Genomic DNA, 14328 nt, shown 5'->3' with positions numbered 1-14328 from the left:
CTCATGGCCTGGCGGGATCAGTGCAGCGCGGCGACCTCACCAGCCGACAGCGCCCGCGGATAGACGTGGACGTCCGCCACGGAGCCCGGGAACGCCAGGTACGGGGTCGTGGCGGAGGCGCTGTTGACGCAGCCGCCGATGGTCAAGGGCATCGAAGAGTCGTACTGGGGGCTGAGGTTGGTGGCGGTCCCCACGAGGGTGCCGTTCTGGTAGAGGGCCATGTTGCCGGTGTTGGAGCTTCCGGCGACCGGTGCGCGGAAGGCGGCGACGAGGTGGGTCCAGGTGCCGACCGGTGCGGAGTTGTTGTCTCCTTCCGCGGTGGGGAAGACGGCGTTCTCGTCGTTGGTGGTGGTCGTCTGGAACATCCAGGCGCTGCTGGCCTTGTCGTAGGAGAGGTAGAAGGACTGGTGTTGGGTCGTGCCCTGGCAGACGGCGGTGGTGCCGAGGGCTGAATTGATCTTCACCCAGGTTGAGATGGTGTAGTTGCCGAGGGTGTTGACCGCGCTCTGCTTGCTCTTGAGGAATCCGGTGCTGCCGTCGAAGGCGACGCTGCCGGCCGCCCCGCTCGGTGCGTCGGTGCCGAAGGTGGCGCTGCCGGAGGCGGTGAACGGGTTGAGGGTGGCGGTGTCACTGCCGTTGGCGGCGAGCTTCCACTCGTCCTCGGGCATGCCGTTCTCCCAGCCCGTCGGCACGATCACGCTGGTGGTGCTCGCCTGGCCCGGTTCCATCGCGAACGGGTAGACGTGGACGTCCGCCACGGAACCGGGGAAGGCCGAGTACGGCGTGGTCGTATCGACGCTGGTGAGGCAACCGCCGATGGTCAGGGGCATGGAGGAGTCGTACTGCGGGGTGAGGTTGGCGGCCGTGCCCATCAGGCTGCCGTTCTGGTAGATCGACATCACGCCCGTGTTGGAGTCGCCGTCGACCGGCGCCGTGTAGGTGACCAGGAGATGGGCCCAGGTGCCCACGGCGCCGGTGTTGGTGTCGCCTTCCGCAGTGGGGAAGTCGGCGGTGGCGTCGTCCGTGGTGGTGGTCTGGAACATCCAGCCCTTGTTGCCGCTGTCGTAGCCGAGGTAGAACGCCTGGTGCTCGCTTGTGCCCTGGCAGATGGCGGTGGCGCTGGTAGCCGAGTTGATCTTCACCCAGGCGGAGATGGAGTAGTCGCCGAGGGTGTTGACGGCTGTGTGGTCGCTCTCCAGGAAGCCGGTGCTGCCGTCGAAGGACGCCGAGCCGGAACCGGCGTTGACCGCGTCGGGGCCGTCGGAGCCGAGCGTCGTGCCGCCGACAGCGGTGAACGGGTTGTCTCCCTGGCTGTCGGTACCGTCCGTGTCCAGCTGCCACTCGTCCTCGGGAGTGTCGCTGCCCGTGGCGAGCGGGACGACCAGGTTCGGCGCGAAGGTGAAGGCGGCGATGTCGGTGTCACTGACGTACAGGGCCGCCAGGTCTGCGTAGTAGGCGTTGGCCGGGTTGCCGTTGGACAGGTCGGCCGCCTTGACGGTCGAGGAGGTGGTGGTGCCGTCCGTGGAGACCGCCGAGGCGAAGTCGATGACCTGGCCTGGGTAGTTGTTGATCAGGTCGCTGTTCAGCTGCTCGCGTGCGGCCTCTTGGGTTGCCGTCCCTGGATGGGCGGCGGTGAAGGGCGGGATGGTGGCGAGGTAGACGTTGATGGTGGCGTTCTGCGTGATCGCGTTGCCTGAGGCGTCGTAAGACTGACTGTCATCCGTGTAGTACGCGCTCAACTGGCGGTTGAGCGCGGCCAGTTCGTTCTCCACGTTCGAGGCGCAGGTGTTGGCGTCGCCGGTGCAGTTGAGCAGGTCGGTGGCGCCGGTGGAGACGAGGACGGTACGCACGTTGCCCTGGGTCAGTACGTTGCGGTCTTGGGGGTTCAGCGCGCTCTGCGGGGTGGAGCTGTTGGTAATTTGGGGCAGCAGGTTGTTGTTCAGGCTGGAGCATTTGGTGCCCGCGTTGAGCACGCCGTAGTCCACGGTGTTGTCGCCGACAGGGTCGTTGACCAGCGCGTCGGTGAACGCGTCGCTGAGGTGGTGTTGGCCGTCGCCGCTCGCGGTGTCGCCGTTGACGCTCTGGTCGCCGTAGAGGACCAGCGAGCCGGTGGGAGCGGTGGTGGGGGTGGTGACGTCGATGCCGGCGAGGTAGGGCAGACCGGTGTAGGTGGTCTGTGTGTAGTTGGTGGCGGCGGTGTCACCGGAGCGGTTGGCTGGGTCGCTGACCCAGACGGGAGTCTGGGCCGCGCCGTGGCCGGGCATGATGGAAGCGGACCCGTGAATCTGCAGGCTGACCAGGAGAGTCGCCTGCTGTGCGACGGTCAGGGTCACCGGGTTGCTGGTGATGTCGCCGCCTGCCGGGATCGTGACGGAGGTGGAAGGGGACGCGGGGTCGCCGAACGTCAGGGTCGTCGGGGTTGCCCCCGCGGTGGCGCCGCCTGCGGTGGTGTCCTGCAGGGCGACGGAGGCCGCGTCGAAGGTCACCGGCGTGGTGCCCATGGCATTGGAAAGGTGGATGCGAACTCCGTTGCCGTCATCGGTGCCGACGCTGACATGGGCAGGGATGCGGAGCGTCTGGCCGTTGACGGTCGCGGTGCCACCGCTGGAGAGCTGCACCTTGGCGGTGTCCTGGACGGAGGACCAGGTACCGACCCAGTGCTGGGCACTTGATCCGCTCCCGGTGAGCGCCATGGGCCGTACACCCAGTCCGAGGATGTGCAGGCTGGGCTGACCGGCCTGCACGCCGTTGGAGAACAGGGGCAGGGAGATGCTGCTGATGACCGAGCCCGGGCACCGCAGGGGGACGCTGACCGCGTAGACCTTCGGGCTGGAACTCGGGCTGGTCTGGGTGTTGTTGCTGTGGTTCTCGTGGACCAGTGTGACCGTGGCCGCGGAGGCCGGGCCGGAGAGCCAGTCGGGCACGGTGTCCAGCTGGTACACCTGATCGGCGGGGTCGCCGTTGGGGTCCAGGCAGTTGTTCTTGGCGTAGGTGATGGTGCCGGACGCGCCCTTGGCGGCTCCGCCGGTGGCGAAGGCGAGGAAGACCACGGCGTCGCCGGTGTTCACCGCGCCGCTGCCCGGCAGGGTGACGGTCTGGCCGGAAGCGAGCATGTTGTCGTAGGTGCCGGTGCCGAACTTCGGCAGTGTGACCGTCGCGCCGTTCACGGTCACCGTCTTGTTGCTCTGCCAGCCCGAAGCGATGGTCAGATCGGCGGAGTTGATGCTGTTGCCGGAGCCGTCGGCGTCGGCCGTACTGGTTGTGGTGGTGAAGGTGCTGGTGGCGGTGTTGTTCAGGCAGCTGCCGGTGGCGTTGATCGGGCAGGTCAGCGCCGGTGCGAGACGCAGTACGTCGATGCCGGCCTGGTAGCCCGCCGAACTGGGGTTCTTGCCGCTGACGGTGAGGGTCAGAGTGTGCGCCCCCTGCTTCAGAGTGAGCAGTTGGCCGTTGGCGTCCTTGGGGATGCCCAGGTTGAGGAACTGGGTGGTGGTGTACGCGTTGTAGGCGTCGAATCCGCTGATGAGAGTGGACTGGGTGCTTGTGCCCGCGTCCAGGACCAGGCGGTAGATGCCGTAGTCCTTGGCCTTGGTGAGATTGGCGCCGAATCCCCAGGGACCGGCCTTGGGGATGTCGAAGCTGAAGGTGGCGCTGTCCCCGCTGAGGACCTTCGATGTGGTGCTCTTGTCGCCGAGCATGGCCTGATACCCGTCGGCGAACTCATAGCCGCTGTGGGCGGGTTGGCTCACCACTTGGCCGCCGGTACTGGTGGTTGCGGCCTTCGGTACGACGGTGGTGGTGTTGTCCGTGTTGGTCGCGGTCCAGCCGCTGATCATCTTGTCCCCGTAGGCGTACGTCGGCGCGCTCGTGCCGGCGTAGAAGGCGTAGGCCGTCTGGGAGATGGACGTCGATCCGGCCTGGTCCACCGCCTTGGCGTAGAGGGTGTGGGGTCCGGCCGAGCCCGGCGCGAACACGGGGGAGGCGCTGCCGTTGATCGCCGACGTTCCGGTGCCGGGCCCGTTGTCGGCCGTGGCGTAGTAGATCTGGCCTTTTGTGATCTTGGTCCCGGCCGTAAGGTGGATGACGCCGCTGCTGGTGTACACCGTGCTGCTGAGCGTGGCGTCCAGGGCGAACAGGTAGCCGGTGACGTTGTTGGTGTGGTTGTTGCTCAGGACGAACGTGCCCTGGTCGCCGAAGGCCGAACCGATCTGCTTGGCCGGGAACTGGCTCGAGGTCACCGTGGGCGCGGGCGGCGCGCTGGTGTCCACGGTGAAGGTCTGCATCTTGGTCCAGATCCCGGAGCCGGTGCCGGCCCAGTAGCCCGCCGCGTTCTGGGCTGTGGCCTTCCAGGTGTAGGTGCCGTCCGGCAGGCTCGGTGTCGTCCAGTCGCTCCCGTTGGTGTTGTAGCGTGCGCGCTTCTTGGAGTCCAGGTTGGGGCCGTAGCCCTGGTGGATCATGGTGCCCGAGGAGTTGAAGACCTGGTAGTCGACCCGGAGCAGTTCACTGCCGCCCGCCAGGTCGGGGTCGACCGCGCGGGCGGACAGCGTCGGGGTGTGCGTGGTGGTCAGCGTCTTGCCCGAGCTCACGACCGACGGCTTGATCGCGGGCGCCCCCGTGCCGTTCTTGAGCTTCGGGCGGTAGCTGTAGGTGACCGACATGGTGGCGCCGCCGCCGTAGGCGAGCTGCTTCCACTGGGAGGCGTCGTTCATGTCGGGCGACTGGACCATCAGCGTCATGCTGCTCCAGCCGCCGGCCGCCGCGCTCTGCGCGCGGGAGGTCACGTCGAACTCCAACGACGGCGGGCTGACATGGGAGTTGGAGCCGTCGGTGACCGGGCAGGTGCCGGCCTCGTGGCTCTTGGGGTTGGTGCCGAGGGCACCGGTGCGTCCTCCGGGCTCGTGGCCCCAGTACAGCGAGGACGATCCCCAGCCGGCGGGGCGGTCGGTGCCGTAGACGGCGGCCGGGGTGTCGGCGCAGGAAGCGGCGGAGAGCTGCTTCACGTACAGGGAGGCGTGGCTGACCACGGCGCCTTTGATGCCGCCTGTGTTGATCTGGTAGTAGGTGCGGGCTCGTTCACCGTTGCCAGGGGTGCTGTTGTCCCAGCCTTCCCGGGCGTTGGTCGCACCCGTGGTGGACGTCGAGTTGTAGACGTTCCACCCGTTGTCGGAGATGCGGGCCCAGTCGAGTTGGGAGGGCCTGCCGCTCCACTCCGGGTCCACATAGATCGGGTAGGTGGTGCTCTTGGCGGTGAGCAGGGACCGGTCCAGACCCAGCAGTTGCTTGCCGCTCTTGAGGGTCACATGGACCTGGGCGCGATGCTTACCGACCCTCGCCGCCGCGGTGTGCTCGGCGCGTGCCGCCGAGACGGTTGCCGTCCGGGCAAGGGGAACACTGCCGGGATTCTGGCCCGTGCTGTCCCACATCAGGGCGGTGTCGCTGTGGAACACCGTCTTACCGGTGCGCTTGTCGGTCGCCTGGGCGCCCCCGTTGGAGGTGGCGGCCAACTTGACGTTGGTCGAGGCGGTGTTGAGGGTGAGGCTTCGCAGACGCGGGTCGGCGGCGGCCTTGGCGGTCTTGACCACCAGGATCGAGGAGTAGCCGGAGGCGTCCGCGGTCAACTGGAGGTCGACTCCGGGCAGCACCTCGGGGTACGTGGCGGTGTCCTTGGCGACCACCGGCTTGGGCAGTGTGCCCGGCCAGGAGAAGCCCAGCTTGTCGCCCCCGCTGCGCATCGTGACCAGTGCGCCGGAGCCACCGTCGGAGAAGGCCACCCGTGTCACGGCGGCCTTGGGAGCCCAGGTCCCGTCCGCCTGCTGCACCAGAGTCGTGTTGACGGGGACCCATTTGCCCTGCTGCTGCACCCGCTGCGGCATCGAGGAGTCGGTCCAGGTGAAGGTCCCGTCCGGGTTGGCCACCACCTCCGTGCTGGTGTCGGTGAGTTGGTCGACGGTCACCGGCTGGCCCGTTGCTTTCGCCTGCGCGGACGCCGCCTCCGTGGGGTTGAGACGCCTGGCGGCGGACGGGGAGTCGTTGCTCTGCGGTGTGGCAGGCAAGTTGGGTAGAGCGTCCGCTGGTGCGACTGCCGCAAGGGAACTCGCTGCTAGGGCGGTGACGATGGCGGCGGCGATCGGTCTTGACGCGGGGCGTCTGGACGCGCGCATGGGTGTGCGAGAGGAGAGCATCGAGGTCGTGGTCCTTCGCGGGGTCAGGCGGTTCCCCCCGTGGGCCCCGCGCCGTGTGCATTCTGTGCGGCTGGTGTGAGCCCGGTCCATCGTCAATTGGTCGACATGTGACCATGTGTAGTCCGCTATTGACGCATACAGGTCAGAATGCGTTCGAGTCTGTGCGGTTCCTTTGCTTTTCCTCGGAGAACGCTTTGCCTTCCCGGTCGGCCTCTGGCTTAGCGTGATCCTTCGCGGGGGGCTTGACCGACGTGTGCCTCCGTTCTGACGTTCTCTCAAACTGCCCTGATCCAGGGTGACTTGAGCAGTTTGGGATCGGGGAGGGGACGCACAGCATGGCGCGGATTTCGGGGTGGAGACGCGGACGGGCGGCCTGGGCTGCCCGGCGGATTCGGCGTACGGCCGGCGTGATGGCCGGTGCCTTGGTGGTGGGGTTGCTGCCCGCCGGCGTGGCCACAGCGGCTTCAGCGACACAGCGGCATGTGTCGATTCCCGCCGCTCCACACACCAAGCGGGCCCCGCTGACCCATTCCAGGCCCAAGTGGGGCACCGCGTCGAAGAGTTTCAAGCACTTCGATCCCAGCGGGCATGCGAAGCTCCCCGCGCCGGGCAGCGCGGTGGTCACCCTGCCGGCCGCCGCCTCGACACGGCTGAGCGCCAAGGCGACCGAGGTACGGGCCAAGGGCACCCCCGTCCTGCTGAGTGACGTTGCAGGAGCAGGGGCCAAGGCGAGCGCCGTCACCGGGTCGCAACGCGTGCGGGTGAGCGTTCTGGATCAGAAGGCCACGCAAGCAGCCGGCGTCCACGGCGTCCTCTTCACCCTCCAACGCACCAGCTCCGGCGGGGGGAAGGTCGCCCTGCGGGTCGACGACTCCTCGTTCCGCAACGCCTTCGGCGGTGACTTCGCCTCGCGTCTGCACCTGGTCCAACTGCCCGCCTGCGCCCTGACCACGCCGACATTGACCAAGTGCCAGGCCCAGAGTGCCGTGCGCACCGCCCCCGGAACCCCGCTGTCCGCGCAGGTCAGCATGACTGCCCCGAGTACCGCGACCGCCCACGCCGTCGGCTCCGCCCGCTCGGCGACGGCGTCCTCCGGCGCGCTGGTGGTCATGGCGGCGACCTCGGGCACCTCGGGTTCGTCGGGTGACTACTCGGCGACCAGCCTGTCGCCGGGTGGATCCTGGTCGACCTCGGGGAACACGGGAGCGTTCACCTACAGCTACCCCATCTCGGTGCCGGCGGCGATCGGCGGAACGGTCCCGAACGTCGATCTCTCCTACAGCTCCGCCAGCCAGGACGCGCGCACGGAGGGGACCAACAACCAGTCCTCGTGGCTGGGCGACGGCTGGACCTCGGCCGAGAACTACGTCGAGCGCACGTACAAGTCCTGCGGAGACGACTCAACGTCGGGAGCCCCGGACAAGGACGGCGACCAGTGCTGGGCCGGGCAGATCCTCACCCTCTCCCTGAACGGCACGTCCACCGAGGTCGTCTACGACGACTCGGCCAAGACGTTCCACCCTGTCGACGACAGCTCCACCATCAAGATCGAAGACCTGACCGGCGCCACGAACGGCACGGCGAACGGGGAATACTTCAAGGTCACCGAAGGAGGAGTGCAGTACTTCTTCGGCCGCAACCGCCTGCCGGGCTGGACCAGCGGCAAGGACGAGACGAAGTCCGTGTGGACCGAACCGGTCTACCACGCACACAGCGGAGTGTCCGACTGCCCGGACAGCACCGACTTCGCCGCCACCTCCTGCGCACTCGGCTACCGCTTCAACCTCGACTACGTCGTCGACACCCACAGCAACGCCACCGCCTGGTACTACTCGCCGGAAACGGGCTACTACGGCGCGGGATTGAAGAACACCGCCGTGCCGTACACCCGCGGCGGAACTCTCTCCCGCGTCGACTACGGCATGACTGCCTCGACGATCTACTCGGGCACCGCGCCGGAGCAGATCCTGTTCGACGCGACCGCCGAGCGCTGCATCGCCGGCACACCGTCCGGCAACACCTGCGCCGACAGCCAGTTCACGACCGCCAACGCCGCGTACTGGCCGGACGTGCCGGTCGACCTCAACTGCACGTCGGGGTCGAGCTGCACCAACCACGGCCCGAGCTTCTGGTCCCGCAAGCGCCTGACGTCGATCACCACCCAGATCCAGTCGGGCGGCGCGACCAAACAGGTCGACAAGTACACCTTCACCCAGTCCTTCCCCGACGGCGGCGACCACGCCCCCACCCTGTGGCTGGACTCCGTCAGACGCACCGGCCTGGACACCCTCGGCGGTGCGACGGGCAGCATGTCCACCCCGGCGGTGAGCTTCGACCCGCCGCTGCAACTGGCCAACCGGGTCGGCACGATCCCGCAGATGCCGCTCATGTACCACGACCGAATCCAGACGGTCACCAACGAGTCCGGCGCGCAGACGACGATCACCTACGACCGCCCCGACTGCACCAAAGCACCGGCGAGCGACCCCAACGACCCGACCGACGCAGCAGCCAAGACCTTCGCCTCCACCAACACGCTGTCCTGCTTCCCGGTGTACTGGACCCCCGACGGGCAGCCCGCGCCCTGGATGGACTGGTTCTACAAGTACAAGGTGACGTCGGTCCTCACCGAGGACCCGAACAACTCCTACCAGGACGGCACCCAGCCCAAGCTGGAGACGGACTACACCTACAAGGGCAACCCCGGCTGGCACTACGACGACAACGAGACCGTCAAGGCCAAGAACCGCACCTGGGGCCAGTTCCGGGGCTACCCCGAAGTCGACGTCACCACCGGCGACCCCACCGTCTTCCACAACACGAATGGCGTCGCGGTCCACGACCAGAAGACGCTCACGAAGACCTACTACTTCCTGGGCATGAACGGCGACACCCTGCCCGGCGGCAAGACCCGCTCGGTTCCGGCACTGACCAGCCAGGACGGCGCCACCTCCGTCGCCGATGACAACGCCCTGGCGGGGCAGACCTTCGAGACCGACACCTACACCGGCGCCACGGGCAGCCTGGACAAAGCCGTGGTCACCGTACCCACGATCATCGGTCCCACGGCCAGCCGGAGCCGCAGCGGACTGCCGGACCTGACAGCACAGATGGCCCGGCCCGCCAAGACGCTGACCCGTCAGGCCGTCTCCTACGGCTGGCGCAAGACCGAGACCGACACCTTCTACACCACAGCCCTGGGCAAGTCGACCACGGGCATGGCCGTGCAGGTCGACGACCGCGGCGAGACCGCAGCCAGTGACAACGTCGCCAAATGCACCTACAACCGCTACCTCACGGGCAGCGTCGACACCGTGGTGGTGGCCGCCGAGGCCATCACCACGGCACAGGACTGCACGACCGCGGGTGCCACCCCCAGCGGCACCCTGATCTCCGACACCCGCACGTCCTACGACAACAACCAATTCGCCTACGACGGCCAGACAAACCCCACCCTCCCCACGACCGGGGACGCCACCCTCGTCCAGACAGCGTCCGCCGCCAGCAGCGCCACCGCCACCACCTTCGTCGACCAGACTGCAACCAAGTACGACTCCTACGGACGCCCGACCAAAGCCACCCGGACACCCAACTCCACCTCACTGGACAGCAAGAGCCTCGCCCAGAGCGTCTTCACCACCTACACACCCTCCAGCGGCGAACTGCCCAGCAGCACCACGACCGTCACCCAGGTCACGCCCGGCACGGACTGCTCCACCGTCACCGTCTCGTCCAAGGACTGCCAGCTCGCGACCAACACCCTGGACCCGGCCCGGGGTCTGCCCACGGCCAAGACCGATGCAGCCGGCAGGCTCACCTCACTCACGTACGACGCATTCGGCCGCCTGACCGGGGTGTGGCTGCCCAACGCGAACAAAGCCAACAGCGCGCCGGCGAGCACGACCTACACCTACAGCATCTCCCAGACGGCACCGTCGATCGTCGCCACCAACAGCCTGCTCGAAAACGGCAGCTATCAGACCAGCGAGACGCTGTACGACGCGATGCTGCGGCCCCTGCAGGTCCAGAAGACCGGGGAGAACTCCAGCACCGCGGTCACGGACACCCAGTACGACTCCCACGGCTGGACGGTCGCCACCAACAACAACTACAGCGTCTCGGGCAGCCCCCGCAGCAGCCTGATCCCCGTGTCACAGGTCTCCATCCCCGACACCACCGTCACCGACCACGACGGACAGGGCCGGGCCGACCTGGTCACCGAGGAACACGCCGGCCGCATGACCTGGACCACGACCACCGCCTACACCGGGGACAGGACCGTTGTTCTGCCGCCGAAGGGCGGGGTGGCCTCCACCACGGTCGTCGACGCGCGCGGCCAGAGCACCGAACTCGACCAGTACACCGCACCCCCCACCCTGTCCGGGACCGCGGCCACCGGCTTCACCGCCACCGGCGGCACCACCTCCGCCACCACCTACACCTACACGGCCGCGGGCCAGCAGCACCAGGTCACCGGCCCCGACAAGTCGGTGTGGACGTTCAACTACGACCTGCTGGGCCGCAAGGAGTCACAGACCGACCCGGACACGGGCGGGAGCAGCTACCACTACGACGACGCCGGCAACCTGCTCTCCACCACCGACGCCAAACAGGTCGAACTCGACTACACCTACGACCTCCTGGGCCGCAAGCTCACCGCCACCGACAAGGCCAAGTCCAACTTCCAGTTCGCCTCCTGGACCTACGACACCTTGCGCATCGGCATGCTGACCTCCTCCACCCGCTACGTCCAGGGCACCACCGGCGGCTATACGATCGCCGCCACCGGCTACACCACGCTCGGCAAGCCGACCGGCACCAAGATCACCCTGCCGGCGTCCGAGGCACCGCTGCCCTCGACGTACACCACGACCTACACCTACACCACCCGCGATCAGTTGCTCGCCACGCAGAGCGACCCGCGCACCCAGGGCCTCACCAGCGAAATCATCGCCTACGACCGTGACGCACTGGGCAATCCCACTGTTTCCGGGAACAGCGGCTTCGTCGTCAGCGGGACGGTGTACAACGACTTCGGTCAGCCGTCCCAGGTCACGATGGGGGCCTCGACCAACTCGGCAACGGCCACCTACACCTATGACGACCAGACGCTCCGACTGAAGGAACGTGTGATCGACCGGACTCAGGCCCCCGGCCCGACGGTCGATGACAGCAAATACTTCTACGACGCGTCCGGCAATCCCACCACCACCATCGACCAGCAGTCGGAGACCGGAAACACCGTCACCGACCAGCAGTGCTACAACTACGACGGCCTGGACCGGCTCACCGACGCCTGGACCGCCAACGACAACTGCAACGCCAGGCCACCGACCAGCAGCACAGTCACCTCGACACCAGGCTCCTACTGGCAGTCCTTCGGCTACTACGCCATCGGCAACCGTCGTCAGACCATCGACCACGCCATCGGGACCGGTGGCAGCACCGCCACCACCACCTACACCGACGGCTGCACCGCCAATTGCAACTCCACCGGCGCCCAGCCCCACACTCTGACCGCCACGACCGGCGGCACGAACCCCACGGCGTTCGGCTACGACGAAGACGGCAACCTGCACACCCGCACCCCCACCACCGGACCCGGCCAGACCCTGACCTGGGACGACGAGGGTCACCTGGCCCAGGTGGACACCACCGGCAGCAGCCCCACGACCACCAAGTACCTGTACGACGCCGACGGCAACCAGCTCATCCGCCGCGACCCCGGACAGACCACGCTCTTCGTCGGCGACACCGAGATCGTCGTCAACACCAGCGTCACCCCCAACACCCTGCTCGGCGCCGTCCGCACCTACAGCCACGGAGGGACAGGCGCTCCCGTCGCCATGCACTCCAGCCTCCCAGGCGGCGGAGTGAAGTACCTCTTCGGCGACGCCCACGGCACCTCGACCCTGGCGATGGACACCACCACCCAACAGGTTGCCCGCCAGCAGTACACCCCCTACGGCCAGCAACGCAGCAGCGCCAACACCGCCACCTGGCCCGACCCCACCCACTCCTACCTCGGCAAACCGCAGGACACCACCACCGGTTACACCGACGTCGGCGCCCGCAAGTACGACCCTGGCCTCGGAAGTTTCATCAGCGCCGACTCCGTCTTCGAAGCCACCAGCCCGCAGCAGATGGGCGGTTACACCTATGCGGGCGACAACCCGGTCACCGGCAGCGACCCGACCGGGCTCATGCTGCAGATGACTACGGGCGGTGGAGACGGCACCAAATCCGCTGAGATCCTCGACGGCTCACCCCCTGACAGCAACACCAAGAAGGGTCAGGGCGGCTGGCTCGGCGGCGTGGTCCGCACGGTGGTCGACCAGGGCAAGAAGACCGTCGTTGGAATGGTCGAGTCCCCCTACCTCCAGTACGAATCAGACAAGAAATGCCTCACCAGCGGCGACAACTGCATGAACCTGCTGTACCAGATGGATCCCGCTATGGCCGGCGCCAATGCCGTGGTGGGACGGGGATCTGAGATCTACGGCGACTTCGCCCACGGCAGAAGCGCACAAGGCACCGGAAAGCTGATCTTCGACATACTCCTGCTCGCCACAACACGAGGCGCCGGCGAAGAAGCCGAAGCCGAAGCCGCGGAAGCCAGAACCACGCCAGAACCCGCGCGCTGCAGCTTCGCCCCCGCCACACCTGTTCTCCTGGCCAACGGCAAAACCAAACCCATAGGGCACATCAAACCCGGCGACAAGGTAGAAGCCGCAGACCCCACCAACGGCAAACACCGAGGCGCCCGCACCGTCCAGCACGTCTGGATCAACCGCGACCACAACCTGCTCGACCTGACGATCCGCACCAAGCACGGACGCGCCGCCACCCTCCACACCACCGCCAACCACCCCTTCTGGAACGACACGACCCACACCTGGGTCTCGGCTGGCGAACTCCACAAGGGTGATGCTCTCAATACGACAACTGATTACCACGCCTACGTCATCGCCACCCGCTCCACCCCCGGCACCGCCAACCGCTGGAACCTCACCGTTCAGCAACTCCACACGTACTATGTGCTGGCGGGGACCACACCGGTCCTGGTCCACAATTGCAATGGTGCTCAGACTGCAGTCTCGGACCTGCGCGCTTCGGGTCAGGTTGGTAGCAAGCGGAACATTGCTGCAGCGGAGGTTGCAATTGATGGTCAGGATTCTCATGTGCTCAGCTCCGTGAGTGGCGATGCCGAGCGTGCGGGGACTGTTCCTACTGTCGGCTCCCACGGGAATCCACAGCGTTTCATGCCGCAGGCGACGGGAAGCAATACGCGGTTCTCTGATACTGAATTCAAGCTGTTGAACAGTATCGCGAACCGGCTAGGCCCCTCTTCGGACTCGATCACTGGGACCATCAACCTTCACTCTGAGCTACCCATGTGTGATTCCTGCAGCTCGGTTGTCTCGCAGTTCAGAGGCGAATTCCCGGGTATCAACTTGAACGTGACGACCGGATAGGTAGCGCACAGTGACGGACATGACGCCAACGCACCATGCAGTCGAGATGGAAGACTTGGAGGCTCTCCGTGATCTTCTCGATCGAGGAGCTGATATCAATGAGGAGCGTCAGGGTCTAACCCTCCTGCACCACGCTATCGACGTCGAGATCGACGGCCACACTCAGACTGGCGACCCCCTCCATGTAGATGTGACTGCCTATCTCCTCGCCCGAGGTGCTGACCCGCAGCGCCGCTCCGGCGGGGGAAGCGGAATTTCGGCCGAGCATATGGCGCTTACCCGTGGTCATTGGCTGGCGTCTTGCCTAATCGAGGAGTGGATTCGTACACATCCTGATGGCGCTTCTGGAGCTTGACGGCAGCGCTGACGGCAACGGCGGTGGACGGAAGGAGCCCCGCACCGTGGTGACGGTGCGGGGCTCCGGGCCTCTCGGGCTTGCTGAGTCAGCGAGTGTGGGCGGCAGCGAGGGGTGCGTCGTCGGGGTCGTTGCTGTCGGCCAGGGCCTGGCCGAGGGCTTCGATGGCCTGGTGCTGGAGGCGGAGCCGAACGTGGGCGTATACCTCGGCGGTGACGGCGATGTGTGAGGCGTCCCCCGGAGTGTGGACACGGGGGTTCATGCTGCGAGTGTGAGTTTACGTGCTCTCTGTTGTTGTTCGAACTCGACTGGTGAGAGG

Annotated in this window: 4 protein-coding genes; 2 read left to right on the top strand and 2 right to left on the bottom strand. The window is 66.9% G+C overall.

Annotated features, from left to right (window positions below):
• Positions 1–17: 17 nt before the first annotated feature.
• Positions 18–6050: a LamG-like jellyroll fold domain-containing protein gene (locus tag ABZT12_RS36070; RefSeq protein ID WP_356393037.1), complete on the bottom strand. Its 6033-nt coding sequence runs from the start codon at positions 6048–6050 to the stop codon at positions 18–20.
• A gap of 611 nt (positions 6051–6661) precedes the next feature.
• Here ABZT12_RS36070 and ABZT12_RS36065 point away from each other — a divergent pair.
• Both ABZT12_RS36065 and ABZT12_RS36060 read left to right on the top strand, forming a co-directional pair.
• Positions 6662–13654 carry a polymorphic toxin-type HINT domain-containing protein gene (locus ABZT12_RS36065; RefSeq protein WP_356393034.1) on the top strand — a complete coding sequence of 2331 codons (6993 nt, stop codon included), beginning with the start codon at positions 6662–6664 and terminating at the stop codon, positions 13652–13654.
• Positions 13655–13673: 19 nt separating this feature from the next.
• On the top strand, positions 13674–14009 hold the full coding sequence (locus ABZT12_RS36060; RefSeq protein ID WP_356393031.1) for an ankyrin repeat domain-containing protein: 336 nt from the start codon (positions 13674–13676) through the stop codon (positions 14007–14009).
• An 88-nt stretch (positions 14010–14097) separates the two neighbouring features.
• Here the strand turns inward: ABZT12_RS36060 and ABZT12_RS36055 are convergent, their stop codons facing one another.
• On the bottom strand, positions 14098–14271 hold the full coding sequence (locus tag ABZT12_RS36055; RefSeq protein ID WP_356393029.1) for an integrase: 174 nt from the start codon (positions 14269–14271) through the stop codon (positions 14098–14100).
• Between the last annotated feature and the right edge of the window lie 57 nt (positions 14272–14328).

The organism is Streptomyces sp. NPDC005423 (assembly GCF_040606415.1).
Classification (GTDB): Bacteria; Actinomycetota; Actinomycetes; order Streptomycetales; family Streptomycetaceae; genus Streptomyces.
This window is presented reverse-complemented; position numbering and strand designations above follow the sequence as displayed.

Bases quoted from the DNA above. Each gene is read 5' to 3' on its own strand.
- ABZT12_RS36060 (WP_356393031.1), top strand. From the start codon at position 13,674: ATGACGCCAACGCACCATGCAGTCGAGATGGAAGACTTGGAGGCTCTC.
- ABZT12_RS36055 (WP_356393029.1), bottom strand. From the start codon at position 14,271: ATGAACCCCCGTGTCCACACTCCGGGGGACGCCTCACACATCGCCGTC.